17 protein-coding genes are annotated in these 20,480 nt (G+C 68.3%); 11 read left to right on the top strand and 6 right to left on the bottom strand.

Annotation, left to right across the window (positions count from 1 at the left end):
• Positions 1–28 precede the first annotated feature (28 nt).
• The 4 genes from GV027_RS07805 (at position 29) to GV027_RS07790 (ending at position 6,411) form a co-directional block, all read left to right on the top strand.
• Positions 29–3,301 carry a PAS domain-containing protein gene (locus GV027_RS07805; RefSeq protein ID WP_159511516.1) on the top strand — a complete coding sequence of 1,091 codons (3,273 nt, stop codon included), beginning with the start codon at positions 29–31 and terminating at the stop codon, positions 3,299–3,301.
• Between the two features lie 100 nt (positions 3,302–3,401).
• Entirely contained in the window at positions 3,402–4,700 is a 1,299-nt protein-coding gene (locus GV027_RS07800) for an Hsp70 family protein (RefSeq protein WP_159511515.1), read from the top strand.
• On the top strand, positions 4,697–5,359 hold the full coding sequence (locus GV027_RS07795) for a spermidine synthase (protein WP_159511514.1): 663 nt from the start codon (positions 4,697–4,699) through the stop codon (positions 5,357–5,359). The genes GV027_RS07800 and GV027_RS07795 overlap by 4 nt, the downstream gene beginning before the upstream one ends.
• On the top strand, positions 5,356–6,411 hold the full coding sequence (locus GV027_RS07790) for an AbrB family transcriptional regulator (protein ID WP_042467687.1): 1,056 nt from the start codon (positions 5,356–5,358) through the stop codon (positions 6,409–6,411). The genes GV027_RS07795 and GV027_RS07790 overlap by 4 nt, the downstream gene beginning before the upstream one ends.
• A 226-nt stretch (positions 6,412–6,637) precedes the next feature.
• Here GV027_RS07790 and GV027_RS07785 read toward each other — a convergent pair whose 3' ends face one another.
• Both GV027_RS07785 and GV027_RS07780 read right to left on the bottom strand, forming a co-directional pair.
• On the bottom strand, positions 6,638–7,963 hold the full coding sequence (locus GV027_RS07785) for a sigma-54-dependent transcriptional regulator (RefSeq protein WP_056409201.1): 1,326 nt from the start codon (positions 7,961–7,963) through the stop codon (positions 6,638–6,640).
• Positions 7,960–9,720, bottom strand: a complete 1,761-nt coding sequence (locus GV027_RS07780; RefSeq protein ID WP_201302597.1) for a sensor histidine kinase — start codon at positions 9,718–9,720, stop codon at positions 7,960–7,962. The genes GV027_RS07785 and GV027_RS07780 overlap by 4 nt, the downstream gene beginning before the upstream one ends.
• A 230-nt stretch (positions 9,721–9,950) precedes the next feature.
• On the opposite strand from GV027_RS07780, the gene GV027_RS07775 reads away from it, so the two are divergent.
• From GV027_RS07775 to GV027_RS07760, 4 genes are all read left to right on the top strand, one after another.
• The gene (locus GV027_RS07775; RefSeq protein WP_260171256.1) at positions 9,951–11,297 is read left to right on the top strand and encodes a dicarboxylate/amino acid:cation symporter; all 1,347 of its coding nucleotides are present in this window, start codon (positions 9,951–9,953) and stop codon (positions 11,295–11,297) included.
• A gap of 52 nt (positions 11,298–11,349) precedes the next feature.
• On the top strand, positions 11,350–12,903 hold the full coding sequence (locus GV027_RS07770; RefSeq protein ID WP_056409205.1) for an alginate export family protein: 1,554 nt from the start codon (positions 11,350–11,352) through the stop codon (positions 12,901–12,903).
• A gap of 248 nt (positions 12,904–13,151) precedes the next feature.
• Complete coding sequence (locus GV027_RS07765; protein WP_159512803.1) at positions 13,152–14,360, top strand: acyl-CoA dehydrogenase family protein; 1,209 nt, start codon at positions 13,152–13,154, stop codon at positions 14,358–14,360.
• 4 nt (positions 14,361–14,364) lie between these two features.
• Positions 14,365–15,456, top strand: a complete 1,092-nt coding sequence (locus GV027_RS07760; protein ID WP_159511513.1) for an acyl-CoA dehydrogenase family protein — start codon at positions 14,365–14,367, stop codon at positions 15,454–15,456.
• A gap of 177 nt (positions 15,457–15,633) precedes the next feature.
• Here GV027_RS07760 and GV027_RS07755 read toward each other — a convergent pair whose 3' ends face one another.
• Both GV027_RS07755 and GV027_RS07750 read right to left on the bottom strand, forming a co-directional pair.
• Positions 15,634–15,948 carry a hypothetical protein gene (locus GV027_RS07755; RefSeq protein WP_159511512.1) on the bottom strand — a complete coding sequence of 105 codons (315 nt, stop codon included), beginning with the start codon at positions 15,946–15,948 and terminating at the stop codon, positions 15,634–15,636.
• A gap of 77 nt (positions 15,949–16,025) precedes the next feature.
• Positions 16,026–17,144, bottom strand: a complete 1,119-nt coding sequence (locus tag GV027_RS07750) for a fatty acid desaturase family protein (RefSeq protein WP_159511511.1) — start codon at positions 17,142–17,144, stop codon at positions 16,026–16,028.
• A 244-nt stretch (positions 17,145–17,388) separates the two neighbouring features.
• Between GV027_RS07750 and GV027_RS07745 the strand changes: the two genes are divergently transcribed.
• Both GV027_RS07745 and GV027_RS07740 read left to right on the top strand, forming a co-directional pair.
• Positions 17,389–17,649 (top strand): hypothetical protein, encoded by a 261-nt coding sequence (locus tag GV027_RS07745; RefSeq protein ID WP_031393857.1) that lies wholly within the window; start codon positions 17,389–17,391, stop codon positions 17,647–17,649.
• A 97-nt stretch (positions 17,650–17,746) separates the two neighbouring features.
• Complete coding sequence (locus GV027_RS07740) at positions 17,747–18,274, top strand: hypothetical protein (RefSeq protein ID WP_159511510.1); 528 nt, start codon at positions 17,747–17,749, stop codon at positions 18,272–18,274.
• Between the two features lie 10 nt (positions 18,275–18,284).
• On the opposite strand, the gene GV027_RS07735 is transcribed toward GV027_RS07740, so the two are convergent.
• The gene (locus tag GV027_RS07735; RefSeq protein WP_037531029.1) at positions 18,285–18,542 is read right to left on the bottom strand and encodes a hypothetical protein; all 258 of its coding nucleotides are present in this window, start codon (positions 18,540–18,542) and stop codon (positions 18,285–18,287) included.
• A 172-nt stretch (positions 18,543–18,714) separates the two neighbouring features.
• Here GV027_RS07735 and GV027_RS07730 point away from each other — a divergent pair, with 172 nt between their 5' ends.
• Positions 18,715–19,554 (top strand): hydroxypyruvate isomerase family protein, encoded by an 840-nt coding sequence (locus tag GV027_RS07730; protein WP_236559108.1) that lies wholly within the window; start codon positions 18,715–18,717, stop codon positions 19,552–19,554.
• Between the two features lie 67 nt (positions 19,555–19,621).
• Here the strand turns inward: GV027_RS07730 and GV027_RS07725 are convergent, their stop codons facing one another.
• Complete coding sequence (locus GV027_RS07725; RefSeq protein ID WP_159511509.1) at positions 19,622–20,431, bottom strand: retropepsin-like aspartic protease family protein; 810 nt, start codon at positions 20,429–20,431, stop codon at positions 19,622–19,624.
• Positions 20,432–20,480 lie beyond the last annotated feature (49 nt).

Genomic DNA, 20,480 nt, shown 5'->3' with positions numbered 1-20,480 from the left:
CCCCGGTCTCTCCGGGCACACATAGGTTATGCGTCCCCCTCTGCTCGATCGTGATGAACTGCTCGCGCGACAGGCGTTCCAGCTCGCGCTGGTCGACCTGTTCCGCACGATGGCGCTGCCCGACGACATCATGGCGGCGGCCGCCGCGGCGCTGGGCTCGCATCTCGACGTCGCGCGCTGCGGCTATGACGAGGTTTCGGCGGACGGCGCGATGACCCGGGGCGTCAGCGACTGGTCGAACGGGGCGCTGCCCGGCCTCGCCGCGACGCCAGACGGAGACGGAGACGGGGACGGGGACGCGGCGCTGGGCGCGGGCGTGATCGCCGATCTGCGGCGCGGGCGCACCGTGATCGTCGACGATTGCGCGACCGACGCACGCGCGCGTGATCCGGCGACCGCGCGGTGCTGGGCGCAGGCCGGCGTCGGCGCGCTGATCGCCGCGCCGCTGCTCCGTGACGGGCAGCTCGCGGCGGTCCTGTACCTGCACGAGGCCACGCCGCGCGACTGGACCAGGGCGGATATCGCGCTGGTCGAGGACGTCGCGTTGCGCACCTCGGACGCGGTCGACCGGGTGCGCGGTGAGACCGCGGTGAAGGCGAGCGAGGCGCGCTATCGCTCGCTGTTCGAATCGATCGATGCGGGGTTCTGCGTGATCGAGGTGCTGTTCGCCGACGGCGCGCCCTACGACTATCGCTTCCTCGAGGTGAACCGGGCGTTCGCGCGCAACACCGGGCTCGACGACATGATCGGGCGGACGATGCGCGACGTCGCGCCCGACATGGAACAGCGCTGGTTCGACCTGTACGGCCATGTCGCGACGACCGGCGAGCCGCTGCGGTTCGAGGATCCCGCCTCCGCGCTGCAGGATCGCTGGTTCGAGGTCTATGCCTACCGCGTCGATGCGCCCGAGCTGAACCATGTTGCGGTGCTGTTCAACGACATCAGCGAGCGCCGCCGCAACGAGGTCGCGCTGTCCGAAAGCCGCGAGGAGCTGGAACTGGCGACGCGGGTCGCGCGGCTGGGCCGGTTCGACTATCGGCCGGCGGACGGGATGCTGCGCTGGGACGACCGGTGCCGCGCGCTGTTCGGGATCCCGGCAGGCGCGCCGGTCGAGTACGAGTCCGCCTTCCTCGCCAATCTCCACCCCGACGACCGCGCGGCCGCCGATGCGCAAGTCGCCGCCGCGCTCGATCCGCGCGGCACGCGGATGTTCGATTCGGAATATCGCACGATCGGCCAGAGCGACGGCGTCGAGCGCCATATCGTCGCGCACGGCATCGCGTTCTTCGATGGCGATAGTCCGATCCGGCTGGTCGGGACGGTCGTCGACATGAGCGACGATCGCCGCGCACAGGCGGCGCTGCGCGAGACGAGCGAGCGGCTACGGCTCGCCAGCCGTGCGACCAACGACGCGATCTGGGACTGGGACCTGCGGAGCAATTCGGTGCTGTGGAACGAGGCGCTGACGCGCGCCTATGGCCATGTCCTGCCCGATGCGAAGTCGACCGGCGACTGGTGGCTGGAACAGGTCCATCCGGACGACCGCGCGCGGATCCATGCGAGCATCGATGCGGTGATTTACGGGCAGGACAGCGACTGGACCGACGAATACCGGTTCGCCTGCGCCGACGGCCGCTATGCCGATGTGCTCGACCGCGGCTACGTTATCCGCGACGAGGACGGCGCGCCGACGCGGATGATCGGCGCGATCCTCGACCAGTCGACGCGCAAGGCGGCGGAGCGCCAGCTGCGCGCGATCAACGAGGGACTGGCCGAGGCCGTCGAGGTGTCGACCGCGGACCGGGACCGGTTGTGGGAATTGTCGTCGGACATTATGCTGCGCGCCGAGTTCGACGGCACGATCGTCGCCGCCAATCCCGCCTGGACCGACATGCTGGGCTGGTCGATGGACGAGATCGTCGGACGCCAGCTCTTCTCGCTGCTCCACCCCGACGACGTCGCGCATGCCGGCTTGGCCGCGGCGGGGATCGCCCGCGGCGAGGCAGTCGCGCGAATCGACAATCGCTATGCCCACAAGGATGGCAGCTATCGCTGGATCAGCTGGGCGGCGCGGCCGGGCGACGGGCTGATCAACGCGGTCGGGCGCGACGTCACCGCGGACAAGGAGCGCGAGGCGCAGCTCGCGCGCGCCGAGGATGCGCTGCGCCAGGCGCAGAAGATGGAGGCGGTCGGCCAGCTGACCGGCGGCATCGCGCATGATTTCAACAACATGCTCACCGGTATCCTGGGCGGACTCGACATGGTCCGGCGCAACGTGCCCGAACCGCGCCCGGACAAGGTCGACCGCTATCTGGAGGCGGCGACGGTCTCCGCGCAGCGTGCCGCGGGGCTGACGCAGCGGCTGCTCGCCTTTTCGCGGCGCCAGTCGCTCGACGTGAAGGCGACCGATGTCGACCGGCTGATCGCCGACATGGAGGATCTGCTCGCACGAACGCTCGGCGAGAATGCGAGGCTCGAGATCCGGCGGCAGGACGCGACCTGGCCGGTGACGACGGATGCCAACCAGCTCGAAAGCGCGCTGCTCAACCTCGCGATCAACGCGCGCGACGCGATGCCCGAGGGCGGGCGGCTGACGATCGAGACCGAGAACATGCATCTCGACGCGCACTATACCGAGGCGATCGGCGATCTCGCGCCCGGCGACTATGTCGCGATCGGCGTCAGCGACACCGGCACGGGCATGTCGAAGGCGGTGATCGAGAAGGCGTTCGACCCGTTCTTCACCACCAAGCCGATCGGGCAGGGCACCGGGCTCGGCCTGTCGATGATCTATGGCTTTGCACGTCAGTCGGGCGGGCATGTCCGGATCTGTTCGGAGGAGGGCGAGGGCACGACGGTCAAGCTGTACCTGCCGCGCTTCCACGGCACTGCGGCGGCCAGCGTGCCGACCGCGGACCGCGACCTGCCGCGCGCGGACGGCGAATGCGTGCTGGTGGTGGAGGACGATGTCGCGGTGCGGATGCTGATCGTCGATATCCTCGGCAGCCTCGGCTACGGCGTGATGGAGGCGGGCGACGCACGCGCGGCGATCCCGATCCTCGAAAGCGAGCGGCGGGTCGACCTGCTGGTCAGCGATGTCGGCCTGCCCGGGATGGACGGGCGCCAGCTCGCCGAGGTCGCGCGGCGGCATCGCCCCGATCTGCGCATTCTGTTCGTCACCGGCTATGCCGAAAAGGCGGCGGTGCGCGGCGCGTTTCTGGGGCCGGGGATGGAGATGATCACCAAGCCGTTCGCGCTCGACGTGCTCGCCGAACGGATCCGCGAGATGGTCGCGCGCTGACCCCGGGCGAGCGCGAAGACGCGCCGCACGCGACTTTACCGGTTGCCATCCCGGGGCCCCGGTCGGCATAGGCAGGCGCCACCCGCTCCCGGAGACCTTCATGCAAACGCCAGCCGCGAGTCCCGCACTGGGGCTCGACTTCGGCACGACCAACAGCGTCGTGGCGCTCGGGACGCCCGGCGGCACGCCCGAACTCGTGACCTTCGCCGCGCCCGCCGAGACCAGCCCGGTGTTCCGCTCCGCGCTCTGCTTCTGGCAGGACGACAGCGGCAAGGGGCTCGCGGTCGATGCGGGGCCGTGGGCGATCGCGGAATATATGGAATATCCGCTCGACAGCCGGTTCATCCAGTCGTTCAAGTCGGTCGCGGCGATGAAGACGTTCGAGCAGGCCTCCGTCTTCGACAAGCGCTATCGCTTCGAGGAGATGGGCAAGCTGTTCCTCGACAAGCTGATCGCGCATGCGGGCGGCAAACTCGACACGCGGCCGCAGCGGATCGTCGTCGGGCGGCCGGTCGAATATGCCGGCGCGCGGCCCGACGAGGCGCTGGCACGGACGCGCTACGACGCGATGTTCAAGGGCTTCGGCGCGGAGATCCATTACGTCTACGAACCGCTCGGCGCTGCGTACAGCTATGCGACGCGGCTGACCGAGCCCGCGACGATCCTGGTCGCCGATTTCGGTGGCGGTACGAGTGATTTCTCGGTCGTGCGGGTCGCCGAGCCGGGCGCGGCGCGACGCTGCACGCCGCTCGGCCATGCGGGCATCGGCATTGCGGGCGACCGGTTCGACTACCGCATCCTCGACCGGCTGGTGCTGCCGATGCTGGGCAAGGGCGGCGCGTACAAGTCGTTCGGCAAGGAGCTGGAGATCCCGCGCGCCTATTTCGCCGATTTCGCGGACTGGTCCAGGCTCGCGCTGATGCGCAACCGCAAGACGATGACCGAGCTCGAGCGGTTGCAGAAGACTGCGATCGACCCGGATGCGATCGGTCGGATGATCGCGGTGATCGAGAACGAGCTCGGCTATCCGCTGTACGACGCGGTGGGGACGCTGAAGCGGGCCTTGTCGCAGGGCGAGGACGCGCATTTCCATTTTGCGGGTGCCGGGCTGGAGATCGAGGCAGAGGTGACGCGCGCGCAGTTCGAGGGCTGGATCGCCGACGATGTCGCGCGGATCGAGGCGACGGTCGACAGCGCGCTGGCCGCGGCGAAGGTCGGCGGCGGCGATATCGACCGGGTGTTCCTGACCGGCGGATCGTCGCTGATCCCGCGGGTGCGGCAGATCTTCGTCGACCGGTTCGGCGAGGCCGCGATCATGAGCGGTGGCGAGCTGACCTCGATCGCGCACGGCCTCGCGCTGATCGGCGAGCAGGACGACATTGCGGCGTGGTCTGCATGATCCCGCGGGTTCTTCTTGGGACGGCGCAGGTGCCGGGCGGCGGCGAGTTGCGGCTGCTCCAGCGCGGCGCGGAATTCTCGATCATGCTCGGCGCGAACGAGCTGATGAACAGCCGGTTGAGCGGGTCCGAAGAGGCGCTGGCCGAGCAGGCGTGCGACCGGATCGGCGCGCGGCCGGGTGTGCGGATGCTGATCGGCGGGCTCGGCATGGGCTTCACGTTGCGTGCAGCACTTGCGCGGCTCGGGCCCGATGCCGAGGTGGCGGTCGCCGAGATCGTGCCCGCGGTGGTCGAATGGGCGCGCGGGCCGATGGCGGCGCTGCACGGCGACAGCCTGAGCGACCCGCGCACGCGGATATTCGAGGGCGATGTCGCCGCGGCGATCGCGGACGGGGAGTGGGATGCGATCCTGCTCGACGTCGACAATGGTCCCGACGGGATTTCGCGGCCGGGGAACGACCGGCTCTACGGCGCTTCGGGGCTGGCGCGGGCGCGTGCCGCGCTGCGGCCGGGCGGGGTGCTCGCGGTCTGGTCGTCGGCGCCGAGCAAGCCGTTCACTCGCCGGCTCGACGAGGCGGGGTTCGTGGTCGACGAGGTCGTCGCGCGCGCGACGCGCAAGGGCGGGGCGCGTCACGTGATCTGGTTCGCGACCAAGGCATGATCTGGCGCTGGGCTCTGCTGGTCGCGCTGTCGGCGCTGGTGGCGGGGGCGCTGGAATGGATCGGACTGCCCGCGGGGCTGTTGCTCGGACCGATGATCGCGGCGGTCGTGCTCGCGGTGCGCGGCTGGTCGCTGGGGGTGCCGATCCTCGCCTTTCGCGGCGCACAGGCGGCGGTGGGGACGCTGATCGCGGGGTCGATCACCACCGGGATCGTCGCGACCGTTGCGCAGCACTGGCCGGTGTTCCTCGCGGTCAATGTCGCGACGCTCGCGGCCAGCAGTGTGCTCGGCTATCTGCTCAGCCGCTGGCAGGTGCTGCCGGGCACCGTCGCGGTGTGGGGTTCGACGCCGGGCGCCGCGAGCGCGATGGTGCTGATGGCACAGGCCTATGGCGCGGATTCGCGGCTGGTCGCGGTGATGACCTATACGCGCGTCGTGTGCGTCGCGGTCGTCGCCTCGGTGCTGGCGGCGGTGATGGTCGGCGGCGGCAGCGGGCACCATCCGGCCGCGGCGTGGTTCGTGGGCGTCGATCCGGTCGCAGTGCTGCGGACGGTGGCGATCGCGGGAGTCGGCGCGGTTCTTGGCGTCAAGCTGCGGCTGCCCGCGGGCGCGTTGCTCGGACCGCTCGTGCTGGGCGGGGTGCTCAACGTCACCGGGATCGCGCAGCCGGTGCTGCCGCAATGGCTGCTCGCGATCAGCTATGCGGTGGTCGGGTGGAAGATCGGGCTGTCGTTCACGCGCGATACGCTCCGGGTCGCCGGCAAGGCGATGCCGCGGATCCTGCTGTCGGTCGGGCTGCTGATCGCGTTCTGTGGCGGGATCGCGGCGGCGTTGACGCGCTGGGCGGGGATCGACCCGGTCACCGCCTATCTTGCGTCGAGCCCCGGTGGGATGGATTCGGTCGCGATCATCGCCGCGTCGAGCCCGGTCGACGTGCCGTTCGTGATGGCGCTGCAGGTGATGCGGTTTCTTGGCGTGTTGCTGATCGGACCGCCGCTCGCGCGATTCGTGGCGACGCGGCAGGGCGGGGTGGTGCCGGTTATTCCGACCTAGGGGTGGATCGACCCGCCTAACCCCAATCCGTTCGTGCTGAGCGAAGTCGAAGCACTTGCGCGCGGGACCTGCCCTTCGACTTCGCTCAGGGCGAACGGAGTTGGGGGCGTTACCGGTAGTCCCGGCCTGTAACCTCTACTTCGCTCAAGGCGAACGGGGTTGGGGGCGTTACCGGTAGCCTCGACCCGTCACTTCGACTTCGCTCAGGGCGAACGGAATGGGCCCGTCACCCCTTGGTCGGTCGATAGGCCTCGACGTCGATCTCGTGGCGTTTCAGCTTGTCGTAGAAGGTCTTGCGCGGGATGCCGAGCGCGGCGAGCGCGGAGCGGACGTCGCCGCTGACCTGGTGCAACGTCGCGCGGATCGTCGCTTCCTCGAACTTGTCGACACGCGCGGGGAGCGGCAGGTCGCCATCCTCGTCCGCGGGCGCATCCGCCTCGACGCGCAGCACCAGCCGTTTCGCCAGATTGTCGAGCTCGCGGACATTGCCCGGCCAGTCATGCTGGCCGAGATAGGCGAGCGTCGCGGTGTCGATCGTCGGCACCTCGCGCCCGAACCGCTCGGCGGCCTGGTGCAGCAGATGCCCGAACAGCAAGGGCACGTCGTCGCGGCGTTCGCGCAACGGCGGAATGCGCAACCGCACCGCATCGAGCCGGAACAGCAGCTCGGCGCGGAACCGGCCGTCCTCGACCGCCTGGTCGAGCCCGGGTTTCGCCGCGGCGATCACCCGCAGGTCGAGCGCGCGGGGCAGGTCGCCGCCGACCGGCATGACCTCGCGTTCCTCGAGCACGCGGAGCAGTTTGGCCTGGACCGCGGGCAGCGTGCTCTCGATCTCGTCGAGGAACAGCGTGCCGCGGTTCGACGCCTCGATCCGGCCGGTGCGGGGCAGGCGCGAATCGCCGTCATGGCCGAACAGCTCGATCTCCGCGACCGCCTCGGGCAGCGCGGCGCAGTTGACCGCGACGAACGGCCGAGACCGGCGGTTGCTCCAGCGGTGGAGCAGCACCGCGACGAGTTCCTTGCCGGTGCCGGTCTCGCCCTCGACCAGCACGTCGATATCGGCCTGCGCGATCTGCCGCATCGTCTCGCGCAGCCGGACCATCACCGGGGTCTCGCCGATCAGCGGTTCGGCGCCGATCGTCTCCTCGGCGGCGGCGCGCAGCCGGCGATTGTCGAGGACGAGGCGGCGCATCTCGAGCGCCCGCCTCGCGCCCGCGATCAGGTGATCGGTCGCAAACGGCTTGGGGATGAAGTCGAACGCACCGTTCTTGAGCGCTGCGACCGCCATCGCGACGTCGCCGTGGCCGGTCATCAGCAGCACCGGGATCTCGTGGTCGATCGCGGCGATGCGGCGGAACAGCTCCAGCCCGTCCATCTTGGGCATGCGGATGTCGGACACCACCGCGCCGTCGAAGCCCGCATCGATCCGCGCGAGCGCAACGGTCGGATCGCGCTCGGCGATCACCGCGATGCCGGCGAGTTCGAACGATTGTTCGAGCGCGCCGCGCAGCACGTCGTCGTCGTCGACGAGCAGGACGCTCTGCTCGCTCATGCTTTTACCAGGATCATGCGGAAGACGGCGCCTCGTGGAGCAGGGACGAGGTCGAGCGTGCCGCCGAACTCGGTCATGATGTCGCGCGCGATGCCGAGCCCGAGGCCGAGGCCGTCGGTCTTGCTGGTCGCGAACGGGGTGAACAGGTCGTCGGCGATGCCGGGATCGATGCCGGGGCCGTTGTCGGCGACGGTCAGCACGACATCGCGGCCCTTGCGCCCGACGGTGACGTCGACGCGCGCATCGGGCCGCTCGGCGACCGCGTCGAGCGCGTTCTGGAGCAGGTTGACGAGCACCTGTTCGAGGCGGACGCGGCCGGCGATCACGGTCAGCCGCGCCTCGGGCCCGCTCGGCAGGTCGAGCGTCACGCCCTTCGCCCGGAACCGGTCGCCGATCAGCAGGCGGACGCCGTCGATCGCCGCGTCGAGCGCGACCGGGCCGATCGAGCCCGCGCCGCGCCTGGCATAGCGCCGCAGCCCTGCGGTGATCGTGCCGATCCGGCTGGTCAGATCGACGATCGCCTGCAGGTTGGTCGCGGCGCGCGCGGGTTCGTCGCGCGCGAGGAACGCGGCGGCATTGTCGGCAAAGGTGCGGATCGCCGCGACCGGCTGGTTGATCTCGTGCGCGACGCTCGCGGTGATCGTGCCGATCGAGCCGACGCGGTTGGCATGGGCGAGCTCCTCGCGCGCCTGGCGGAAGCGCTGGTCGGCGGCCTCGCGCTGTTCGACCTCGATCTGCAACCGGTCGGCGGTGGCGCTGAGCTCGGCGGTGCGGCGTGCGACTTCGGCCTCGAGTTCGGCCCGCGCGCCCGCGTTGCGCTTGCGGCGCTGGTGCAGCCACCATGCGCCGAGCATCGCCGCGATCGTCGCCAGCGCGGCGATCGTCGTCGCCGAGCGCGTTCGCACCGCAGCGCTGCGCAGCGCCGCGTCGAGCGGCTCCATATGGACCAGATGCCAGCCCGCGATCGGCACGGGCAGCGACACCGTCACCGCGGGCGTCCCGTCGCTGAGCCGCGACCGGTCGTCCGCCAGCGTCAGCGGTGCGCGGAGCAGCGGCAGCGTGCCGAACTGCCGCGTCTGCGCGAGTGTCCGACGCCGTGCAGGGGACAGCGCGCGCGTCGTGTGGAATTCGAGTCGCGGATCGCTGGAGATCAGGATCACGCCGTCCGCATCGACGACGAAGGTCGTCATGTGATCCTGGATCCAGGCCTGTGCGATGCGGTCGAACTCGACCTTGACGACGACGACGCCAAGCGGCCGTCCCGCGCGGTCGATCCGTCGCGAGAGGTAGAGGCCGGGGCGTCCGCTGACACTGCCCAGCGCGAAGAACTCGGTCGCGCCCGACGCCATCGCCTTGGTGAAATAGTCGCGGTAGCGATAATCATGGCCGAGAAAGCTGTCGGGGCGGTCCGCATTCGACGCGGCGATCGTCATCCCCTGCGTATCGAGCGCATAGATGACCGGTGCACCGGTGCGCGCCGCGAGCAGCGCGAGCTTGGCATTGAGCGCCGGATCGACCGTGCCCGACGCGAGGGCCGCCCGGACATCGGTATATTCGCCGAGCATGACGGGGAGCAGGCGATAGGTCTGCAGTTCCGCCTCAAGCAGCCGCAGGTTGCTGCGCGTCTGTTGCATCGCCCGCAGCCGGACCGCGGCGGTCGCATCCGCCACCGTCCGCCGGCCATAGACGGAGGCGACCACCGAGACGATCACACCGAGCGCGGCGAACGCCATCAGCACCGCCAACGCGGTCGTCACCAGCGAGGATCGAGTCCGTCTCATCTGTGCGGATTATCACACACATTCGCGTGACGCCATCGGCAAAAATGTGCATTTTCCGCACATTCGAACCATCGGTACGGAGCAAACTCACGCGAATCCAAGGGTTTGACGTGCTTGACGTGATCACTTGTAGTCCGGGGTCCGGCCCGGCATTACCGCCCTCACTAACGTCCCGCGTGAGTGGACGAGACTTTCAGGAGGCGATGTTGACCCTACCATCCCAGACATATGCGGTCGCGGAAACGCCGGCACGCAAAGGCTGGACCAGCCAGCTCTATATCCAGGTGCTGATCGCGATCGCGCTGGGCGCAGCGCTCGGGCATTTCTATCCGACGTACGGCGCGGCGCTGAAGCCGCTCGGCGACGCGTTCATCAAGCTGGTGAAGATGATCATCGCCCCGGTGATCTTCCTGACGCTCGTCACCGGTATCGCCGGGATGAAGGAACTGGGCGCGGTCGGTCGTGTCGCGGGCAAGGCGTTCGCCTACTTCCTGTTCTTCTCGACGCTCGCACTGATCGTCGGCCTGATCGTCGCCAATGTCGTCCAGCCGGGCGCGGGGATGAACATCGACGCCGCCTCGCTCGATACCAAGGGCATCGCCGACTATACGGTCAAGGCGCATGAGACGACGATCACCGGGTTCCTGATGAGCATCATCCCGGACACGATGGTCAGCGCGTTCACCGACGGCAACATCCTGCAGATTTTGCTGATCGCGATCCTGTTCGGCATTTCGCTGAGCCTGGTCGGCGAGCCTGCCAAGCCCGTGCTCAACTTCCTCGAGCGTCTCAGCCTGATCGTCTTCAAGCTGGTTGGCATCCTGATGCGCGCCGCCCCCCTCGGTGCGTTCGGCGCGATCGCGTTCACGATCGGCAAATACGGGATCGGCAGCCTCGCCAATCTCGGCGCGCTGGTCGCGACCTTCTACCTGACCGCGGCGCTGTTCGTCGTCGTCATCCTCGGCACCGTCGCGCGTCTGACGGGCTTCTCGATCTTCAAGCTGATCAAGTATCTGAAGGCCGAACTGCTGCTGGTGCTCGGCACCTCGTCGTCGGAAGCCGCGCTGCCGAACCTGATCCAGAAGATGGAGGCTGCGGGCTGCGAGAAGTCGGTCGTCGGGCTGGTCGTGCCGACCGGCTATTCGTTCAACCTCGACGGCACCAACATCTACATGACGCTGGCCGCGCTGTTCATCGCACAGGCGACCAACACCGACCTGACGCTCGGGCAGGAACTGCTGCTGCTCGTCGTCGCGATGATCTCGTCAAAGGGCGCCGCGGGCGTTACCGGTGCGGGCTTCATCACGCTGGCGGCCACGTTGTCGATCGTGCCGACCGTGCCGATCGCGGGCATGGCACTGATCCTCGGCGTCGACCGCTTCATGAGCGAGTGCCGCAGCCTGACCAACTTCATCGGCAACGCGGTCGCGACGATCGTCGTCGCTCGCTGGGAAGGTGCGCTCGACCGCGACAAGCTGAACGCGGCGCTGTCGGGCCAGCTGCCCGAACTCGCGCCGGCGCCGATCACGACCGCCGCCGCTCCTGCCGCATGATCCCGACGGGGCCGGCGTTGGCCGGCCCCGCGACCAGTACCGGATAGCTTTTATGACCTCGATGATGATGCGCCGCGTGCGCCATGCGGCCGGCTTTGCCGTCGCGACCCTTCCCGCAATGGCGCTCGCCCAGGCCGCGCCGCAACAGGCTGCTCCCGAGAGCGCACCGCCCAAGGCGCGCGAACGGCTCGGTCCCGTGTCCAAGGACGCGGCCGGCACCAGCGCGGCCTCGCCGATCGCCGAGAGCTATCCCAATGCCGCGGTCGGCGACGGCGTCACCGCGGGCGGCTACAACCAGTCACGCTGGGCGGAGGACTGGTCGAAACTGCGCGACCCGGCCAAGCGCAAGGACATCATCGACCAGCTGAAATTCATCTCGATCGCGGGCGACGGCGACGTCTACCTGACGCTGTCGGGCGAGGCGCGGCTGCGCGTCAACCACACCACCAACCCCAATCTGCGCGACAGCGAGGCGCAGCGGCAGGACATCCTTCGCCTGTTCGGCGGCGCCGACCTGCATGTCGGCGAGCATCTGCGCTTCTATGGCGAGGTCGCGCACGGCACGCTCGAGGGTGAAAATCTCGGCAACGTGCTGCCGAACCTGCGCAACAAGCTCGCGGTGCAGCAGGCGTTCGTCGACCTGACGGGCACCGTCGCCGATGTCGATGTCGGGGTGCGCTATGGTCGCCAGACCTTTGCTGACGGGCCAAACCTGATGGTCGTGCCGCGCGACAACAACACGCTGTATTTCGGGTTCAACGGCTTTCGCGCCTGGGCGCGGACCGCGGGCGTGCGCGCCGACGTGTTCGACTTCAAGCCGACCGCCTACGGCACGCAAGGCACGCGCGACGACGATGCGGAGAGCGCGCGGCGCTTCTCGGGCATCTCGACCGGCGTCGTCCTGCCCGACACGCTGTTCGGCGGGTCGAAGCTCTATCTCGATCCGTTCCTCTGGCGGCTGCGCAACCGCAATGCGGTCTGGGGCACCGACAATGCGCGCGAGGTCCGCAATTTCTACGGCCTGCATTTCTGGGGTGATGCCGGACCGGTCAATCTCGACTGGACCGTCAATTATCAGGGCGGCAGCTATGACAACCGCTCGATCAAGGCGTGGCTGATCCTGCTCGCGCAGACCTACAAGCTCGGCAAGGGGCGCAACGCGCCGCGCGTCGGCTTCCATGCGGATTATGCCAGCGGTGGTGGTGCCTATGGCAACGGCACGCTGCGCACCGCGCTCGCGCCGTTCGGCAACAACATCTATTACAGCTATCAGCTGTTCGCGACGCCGACCAACCTGATCGCGGTCGCGCCGAACGTCAGCTTCACCGTGCTCGACAAGCTGCGTCTGACTGCGGAATATCAGCTGTCGTGGCGCGATTCGCAGAACGACGCCGTGTACCGCGCCAATGGCAGCGCCTTTGCCGGCACGCAGAATGTGTCTGGCAGCAAGATCGCCGACACGATCCGCTTCCAGGCGGTCTATCCGATCTCGTCGCGGCTGTCCTTCACCGGCCGCTACGAGCATCTGATCGCGGGGTCGTCACTGACCCGCGCCGGGTACAAGAACTCGGACTTCCTCGCCGGCTGGCTCAGCTACCGCTTCTGACCGACGATCCTCCCCGCCCCAATCCGTCATCCTGACGAAAGTCAGGACCCAGAGCCAGGAACGTCAGCGCCTGTGACCCTGGGTCCTGACTTTCGTCAGGATGACGGCAGGGGGGGCGGGGGGCGCGATACCGTCAGGATTAACCTGCGTCGCACCCACCCGTATTTTCCGTCCTCCCGACCATACCGGTCCTTCAATTTCGTGATCGACTGTGGCACATGGACTCCATCATCAGGAGTCACATGGTCATGGATCTGAGCTTCACACCCGACGAAGAGGCCTTCCGCGAGGAGGTGCGCGACTTCTTCCGCGAAAAACTCCCCGCGCGTCTCTCGACGCTGGTCCGCGAGGGCCGCCGGCTGCGCAAGGCCGACATGGAGGAATGGCACGCGATCCTCAACGAGCGCGGCTGGCTTGCCAATCACTGGCCGCGCGAATGGGGCGGGCCGGGCTGGAGCGTGATCCAGCGGTTCATCTTCGACAATGAATCCGCGCTCGCGCACGCGCCGCGCGTCGTGCCGTTCGGCGTCAACATGCTGGGGCCGGTGTTGATCAAATACGGGTCGGAAGAGCAGAAGCGCCACTGGCTGCCGCGCATCCTCGACGGCTCCGACTGGTGGTGCCAGGGCTATTCGGAACCCGGCGCCGGCTCCGATCTCGCGGGGCTCAAGACCACCGCGGTGCGCGAGACGCGGGATGGCCGCGAGGTCTATGTCGTCAACGGGCAGAAGACCTGGACGACGCTGGGCCAGCATGCCGACATGATCTTCTGCCTCGTCCGCACCGACCCCGCCGCCAAGAAGCAGGAGGGGATCAGCTTCCTGCTGATCGACATGAAGACCCCCGGCATCGAGGTCCGCCCGATCACGCTGATCGACGGTGAGCAGGAGGTGAACGAGGTGTTCTTCACCGATGTCGAGGTGCCGGTCGAGAATCTGGTCGGTACCGAGAATGACGGCTGGACCTATGCCAAATATCTGCTGACCTATGAGCGGACCAACATCGCCGGCGTCGGCTTCTCGATCGCGTCGTTCGAGCAGCTGAAGACGGTCGCGCGCACGCAGACGAAGAATGGCCGCCCGCTCGCCGACGATCCGCTGTTCGCGGCGCGGATGGCGCGCGTCGAGATCGACCTCGCCAACATGCAGACCACCAATTTGCGCGTCGTCGCGGCGGTGGCGGGCGGCGGTGCGCCGGGCGCGGAAAGCTCGATGCTCAAGATCAAGGGGACCGAGATCCGCCAGGAGATCACCGCGCTGACGCGGCGCGCCTATGGCGCCTATGCCGCGCCCTATATCCCCGAGGCGCTCGAGGCGGGGTGGAATGGCGAGCCGGTCGGGCCCGACGATGCCGCGACCGCGTCGCCGAGCTATTTCAACAACCGCAAGCTGTCGATCTTCGGCGGATCCAACGAGATCCAGAAGAACATCATCTCCAAAGCCATATTGGGTCTCTGAGCATATGAACTTCGAGCATAGCGATGACCGCCGGATGCTGGCCGACACGCTCGTCCGGGCACTCCGCGACGGCTATCCGATCGAGACGCGCAACGCGGGTGCCTATGGCGAGGCGGGTTATGATCCCGCGGTCTGGCAGCAACTAACCGAACTCGGCATCGTCTCGGCCCTGTTCGACGAGGCCGCGGGCGGATTCGGCGGCAGCGGGTTCGACATCATGGTGGTGTTCGAGGCGCTCGGCCGCGCGCTGGTGGTCGAGCCGTTCCTCGGCGCCCTCATGGCCGGTCGCGCGCTCGCCGCGGCGGGCGGACACGACGCGGTGCTGGCGAAGGTCGTCGCGGGCGAGACGATCGCCGCCTTCGCGCACGAGGATGCGCAAGGTCGCGTGACCGCCACGCCTGCTGGAGACGGCTGGACGCTCAGCGGCACCAAGGCGGTCGTGCACCAGGCGGGGGCCGCATCGGTCTTCGTCGTCAGCGTCGAACAGGCGGGCGACCCGCTCGTCCTGCTCGTCCCCGCTGACGCCACCGGGGTGTCGGTCCGCCGCTACAGCGTCGTCGAGGGCGGCGGCGCGGGCGAGGTGACGTTTGACGGCGTCGCGCTCGGCGCCGACGCCCGGATCGGCACGGACGGGCAGGGGCGTGCGGTGGTCGATGCGGCGATCGAGGCGGGGCTGCTCGCGCTGTCCGCCGAGGCGCTCGGCGCGATGGCGTTCGTCAAGGAGGCGACGCTCGGCTATCTGCGCGACCGCAAGCAGTTCGGCGTGCCGATCGGCAAGTTCCAGGCGCTCCAGCACCGCATGGCGACCGTGCTGCTCGAGATCGAACAGGCGCAGTCCGCCGTCATCAACGCGGCGGCGGCGTTCGACGGCGACGATGCGACCGCGCGCGCGCGCGCACTGGCGGCGGCGAAATACACGATCGGTCGGACGGGCGCGCTCGTCGCCGAGGAATCGATCCAGCTTCACGGCGGGATCGGCATGACCTGGGAATATGCGGTGTCGCATTATGCCAAGCGGCTGGTGATGATCGACCACCAGCTCGGCGACGAGGATCATCACCTCCAGCGCTATATCGACCTCGCCAAGGCCGCCTGAGGTCCGCTCTCCCGTTCGTGCTGAGTAGAGATCGAGTAGCCCCGAAGGGGCGTATCGAGGGCTCGTATCGAAGCACAGGTTTCATCCGCCAACCTGTCCTTCGATACGCCGCTTCGGCTTCGCTCAGCAGCTACTCGGGACGAACGGGAAGAGGGGGCGACGGCAGGGCGTCCGGCGCTAGCCGCGCCGCGCGATGATCGGCCGCAGGCGGACACCGAGGCAGATGACGGTCGGCCAGAACATCGTGTTCGCGACATCGACCAGCGTGTCGTCCCAGCGCCACGACCCGTAGTTCAGCCGGTCCATGATCTCGTTGAACGCCTCGCCCGCCGCGACCACGGTCCAAGGGATGAAGGTGCCGAACGAACGCCGCGTGATCAGCCGTGCGATCATCAGCAGCGCCATGCCCGCATGGATATGCAGGATGGTGTCGGGTAGCCCGGTGCCGTCGCCGACCCAGTCGATCCACTGATGGTAGAATTTGGGTAACACGTAGAGCCTCCGCCGCGGGCAGGGTGCTGCCCGGGCGGGGGCTTACCGTGATGATCGGCGCAGCGATACCGGCGTGATCAGCCGCGCACGGCCTTGCGGCAGGCCTTGACCAGATTGACGATCAGCCCCGACAGCGTCGAATAATTGGCATGGTGATAGGACGACCCGTCACCAAGCTCGCCCGTCAGGCGGCGATGCGCCTCGGGCAGCGCATGATAGGGCAGCCCCGGCAGCAGATGGTGCAGCGCGTGATAGCGCAGGCCCACCGGCGCCCAGATCTCGGCGAGCAGGCCCGGCGGCGGCACGTTGACGCTGTCGAGATACTGGTCCGTGATGCTCATCGCATCGCCCTCATTCTCCCACAGATGCGCGACCAGCGTGCGGACCTGGTTGAGCACCGCGATCGCCGAGACGATGGCGAGGAAGGTGAGCGAGGCGGCAAGCGGGAACACGCCGGTCGCGGTCAACACGACGAAGCTGATCGCCCAGATGCTCGCCGCGGTCTCCCAGATCCGCCAGCTGCGCAGCGCGGCGCCCTCGGGCGGCTTGCGGCGGAACTGCGGGTTGATCGCGAGCGCGGAATAGCGCGTGACGACGATCTCGCGCAGCTTGGGCGACAGCAGCGACAGTGGCGCAAGCACGCCGTAGCGCAGGATCAGCCCGATCGGCAGCAGCGCCGACACCAGCACGAAGATCGCGAGCGTCGCCGCCGGCCCGCGGGCGAGCGGCATATATTCGGGATCGCGGTTCGTCCCGTAGCGGGTCTTGGCGTGATGCAGCGTATGGACGCCCTCGTACATCAGCGACGGCATCATCACCGGCACACCGAACAGGATGTTCCACCCCGCCGTGAAGCCGCGCACGGCGTTCGGCTTCATGTGCGACAGTTCGTGGATGAAGCTGAGCGCGCGGTACAGTGCGAGCACTGCGACGACCGCGCCGAGCAGCTTGGCCCAGACCGGCGTCGCGACGATCGCCACCGCCATGCCCGCATAGCCGAGCCCCGCCGACGCGATCAGATCGGTCCAGTAGACGATCGGGCGCGCCGCATGCAGGTCGCGCGTCAGCGACGCCGCGGCCTTGATCATCGCGATATCCTCGCGACCCGCCTGCGCCGCCTTGGGACGCGCAAGCGCGGCCGAGGCCCGCGACAGGGCCGCAGCAAGGGGGTCGGGCGTGACGAATGCGGTTGCCATGATCATACCATTTTCGGGTGACGTATCGTCGTCGATACAGAAGAATTCAGGCTGAAAAATGGTGACGGGACGACCGGAATCAACCACCCGGCCGGGCCGCGGCCGATTGCGCGTCGTCGTCCAGGCAGGCACGCGGGGCCGTGAAGACCCTCCTGCATCGTTGATCTGAATTAGGAACACTTTACTGGCGCAATCGTTAGGGCGGTGGTTCCCAACCGGGCTCATTTTCGAGAAAGCGAATTTTATGAAGACATTGATCCTTGGCGCAGCCGCGCTTGCCATGACTGCCCTTCCCGTCGCGGCGAGCGCAGCACCTGTCACCGGCAACGCCGCGCAGTCGCTGTCGGTCGCGTCGTCGGCTCGCGCCGGCACCGCCACCAAGCGTTCGAGCAAGGTCGCCGCGGACAGCATCGCACCGCTGGTCATCGGCGCAGGCGTGATCGCCGGTGTTGCATATCTCGTCATCGACAAGGAAAATGACGACGACAACTCGGACAGCAACTGAGTAGTGCGCGGGGGCGGCGGATGCGTCGCCCCCGCAACCTAAGTTGCCCGATTTCGGGCAATAGACGTTTCACGGCCGCGCCGTGTAGGGCTGGGACATGACCCGTATCGTCCGATGCTGCGCCCTGATCGTCCCGTTGCTCGCACTGCCCCTGGCATTGTCGGCGTGCGATCCGCCACGCTGGACGCGTGGGGGCGCCGATACGGACAGCCGCGACCCGATGGCACGGCGTGATGCCGATTTCAGGCGCACCGAGACGCAACGGGTCGCGCAGGATATCGCCCGCACCGAAGAATCCGTCCGCCTCTCGATCGCCGAAAAGCGTATCGAGGCGCTCGAAAAGTCGCTCGCGGAGATGCAGACCACCCCCGAGACGGTCGAGATCGACCTGCTCAAGGGCCGTCTCGCGGCCGTCGAGGCCAAGGCCTATGCGCTGCAGGATGCCCCGCCATCCGCACCGCCCGCGGCCGCGCCGACGCCCACCCCGCGCCGCGCGGCAAGCACCGACGCCGCAACCACCCGGCGCGACCCGTCACGCCCACCCTTGCGGCTGCCCCAGCTCGAATCCGCCCCGCGCCGCGCCACCGAGGCCGAGAAAGCCGCATTCAACGCCAACCGCCGCTGACACGATTCCCCTATAAACCGGCCTGATCGATCATCGATGCGATCTCGGCCGGCAACGCGGTTTCCGCCTTGGGCAACAGGCGGTTGAGCGCGGTCTGCACGCGCTTGGTGGCGACCTGATACGCCTTGTGCCGGATCGCGCGCGTCGCGTTCGTCCGCCAAGAGGAACTCTCACCGAGCAGCGCCTCCCATTTGGCCTCCTCGGCAGCGAGAATCGAGAGTGCGAGACGAAGCCCGTCCCGCCGTCCGCGTGCATAATCGTCGGACATCGCCGGCATCTCCATCATGCGCCCCCGGTCCCTGACAAGCGAGGTTCGCTTTGTACCCCGACCACCACGAAATCTTCCCGTGATCAAGGGCTTGGTCGCACGCCATTCGCGGCGTGTGGCTTCGGGGTGCAATACCGCTTGCCGGCAGGGCCGTCTGGCCTAGTGTGCGGGCATGATTACTCGGCGCACTGTCATCGCTTCCTCTCTCGCCTTGTGCGCGACCTCGGCGATCGCCGCGGCGCCCGTGCGGCGTGGCCGGCTGAGGCAGTCCGTCAGCCGCTGGTGCTATCAGGACATGCCGCTCGATGCTTTGTGCGCCGCCGCGGCGCGGATCGGGCTGGACGGCATCGACCTGCTGCAGCCCGCCGAATATGCGGTGCCGCGCCGGCACGGACTGCGCTGCACGATGGGCTATGCCGCCGACATCATGACCATCCCCAATGGTCTGAACCGGCGGGAAAACCACGCGGCGATCGAACGGGCGTTCCGCATCGGTATCCCGCAGGCCGCAAAGGCAGGCGTCCCCAATGTGATCGCCTTTTCAGGCAATCGCCGCGGCCTGTCCGAGGCGGAGGGCGCCGACAACGCCGTCGCGGGGCTGAACCGTCTCAAGCGGATCGCCGAGGATCATGATGTGACGATCTGCGTCGAGCTGCTCAACAGCAAGGTCGACCACCCCGATTACATGGCCGACCACACCGCCTGGGGCGTGCGGGTCGCCAAGGAAGTCGCGTCGCCCCGCGTGAAGCTGCTCTACGACATCTACCATATGCAGATCATGGAAGGCGACCTGATCGACACGATCCGCAAGAACATCGACTGGATCGGCCATTTCCATACCGGCGGGGTTCCCGGGCGGCATAATCTCGACGGCACGCAGGAGGTCGATTGGCGGGCAGTGGCGCGCAGCGTCGCCGATCTCAAATTCCAGGGCTATTTCGCGCATGAATTTGTGCCGGTCGGCGATCCCCTGACGGCGCTCGCCCAGGCGGTCCGGACCTGCACGGTGTGACCGGGAGCCGGACGGTCGACGCTTCGTAACTGCCGGGGCCAGCGCGTGCGCGCGCGACCCTCGGGCCTCAGCGCATCGCGAGCTGCGTCGTCAACGCGCGCGGCGTGATCGTCATCACGCCGTCCTCGATCGTCACACGTCCCAGCCGCGCGATCTCGGGCTGGCCGAGCAGCGTATAGGGCATGCCGCGCTGGCCGATGCGCATCGCCATCCGCCCGAGGCTCTGCCCGCCGATCTCGACCGAGGCGACACGCGCGACGCCGAGCCGGGTATAGCCGCCGATGCCGATCGCCGTTTCCTCGCGCTGCACGGCACGGTCGGCCCCTGTCGCGCGCGCATCGTCCGCCGACAGGATGGTGTAGGCCGCGCCGGTATCGACGATCGCACGGATGCGGACGCCGTTGACCATCATCGCCGCGACGAAATGCCCGCCCCAGGGATCGCGATTGATCCGCAGGACATGTGGCTGCGCGAAGGTCACGGGCTCGTCGAAATCGGCGGGGTCGAAATCGGCGGGGTCGAGCTCGATGCGGGGCGGCGGCGGCGGCGCATAGCTCACCGCGGCGACCATCGTGCGCTGTGGCTCGATACAGGTGACGACGGTGCGCGACAATATGTGCCCCTCGTCGTCCTCGTCGGTCGTCTCGGTCGTCGTGATCACCGCCATGCCCGGTGTCGCCGTGCCGCCGCGCCACGCAGTGTCGACGATGCGCGTCCGACCGTTGATTGTGGTGACGGTGCGCACCGTGTTCGCCGGGACGTCCTGGACCTGCCCGCCGATCGCGACGCGGACCTGCGCGGCGGCAGCGGTAGCGGTCAGCGCGGACGCCAGCGCGATCGCGAGTGCCCCTGCGCGGACGGTTGCTCTGATGCCCACGGCAGTCCTCTTTTCCTCGTCCACGGACATCCGTCCCGGAGGATCAACA

It is taken from the genome of Sphingomonas sp. T1 (assembly GCF_902506585.1).
Classification (GTDB): domain Bacteria; phylum Pseudomonadota; class Alphaproteobacteria; order Sphingomonadales; family Sphingomonadaceae; genus Sphingomonas; species Sphingomonas aerolata.
This window is presented reverse-complemented; position numbering and strand designations above follow the sequence as displayed.

Excerpts from the sequence above, each read along its gene's own strand:
- GV027_RS07805 (WP_159511516.1), top strand. The coding sequence starts at position 29 with ATGCGTCCCCCTCTGCTCGATCGTGATGAACTGCTCGCGCGACAGGCG.
- GV027_RS07800 (WP_159511515.1), top strand. The coding sequence starts at position 3,402 with ATGCAAACGCCAGCCGCGAGTCCCGCACTGGGGCTCGACTTCGGCACG.
- GV027_RS07795 (WP_159511514.1), top strand. The coding sequence starts at position 4,697 with ATGATCCCGCGGGTTCTTCTTGGGACGGCGCAGGTGCCGGGCGGCGGC.
- GV027_RS07790 (WP_042467687.1), top strand. The coding sequence starts at position 5,356 with ATGATCTGGCGCTGGGCTCTGCTGGTCGCGCTGTCGGCGCTGGTGGCG.
- GV027_RS07785 (WP_056409201.1), bottom strand. The coding sequence starts at position 7,963 with ATGAGCGAGCAGAGCGTCCTGCTCGTCGACGACGACGACGTGCTGCGC.
- GV027_RS07770 (WP_056409205.1), top strand. The coding sequence starts at position 11,350 with ATGACCTCGATGATGATGCGCCGCGTGCGCCATGCGGCCGGCTTTGCC.
- GV027_RS07765 (WP_159512803.1), top strand. The coding sequence starts at position 13,152 with ATGGATCTGAGCTTCACACCCGACGAAGAGGCCTTCCGCGAGGAGGTG.
- GV027_RS07760 (WP_159511513.1), top strand. The coding sequence starts at position 14,365 with ATGAACTTCGAGCATAGCGATGACCGCCGGATGCTGGCCGACACGCTC.
- GV027_RS07750 (WP_159511511.1), bottom strand. The coding sequence starts at position 17,144 with ATGGCAACCGCATTCGTCACGCCCGACCCCCTTGCTGCGGCCCTGTCG.
- GV027_RS07745 (WP_031393857.1), top strand. The coding sequence starts at position 17,389 with ATGAAGACATTGATCCTTGGCGCAGCCGCGCTTGCCATGACTGCCCTT.
- GV027_RS07740 (WP_159511510.1), top strand. The coding sequence starts at position 17,747 with ATGACCCGTATCGTCCGATGCTGCGCCCTGATCGTCCCGTTGCTCGCA.
- GV027_RS07735 (WP_037531029.1), bottom strand. The coding sequence starts at position 18,542 with ATGTCCGACGATTATGCACGCGGACGGCGGGACGGGCTTCGTCTCGCA.
- GV027_RS07730 (WP_236559108.1), top strand. The coding sequence starts at position 18,715 with ATGATTACTCGGCGCACTGTCATCGCTTCCTCTCTCGCCTTGTGCGCG.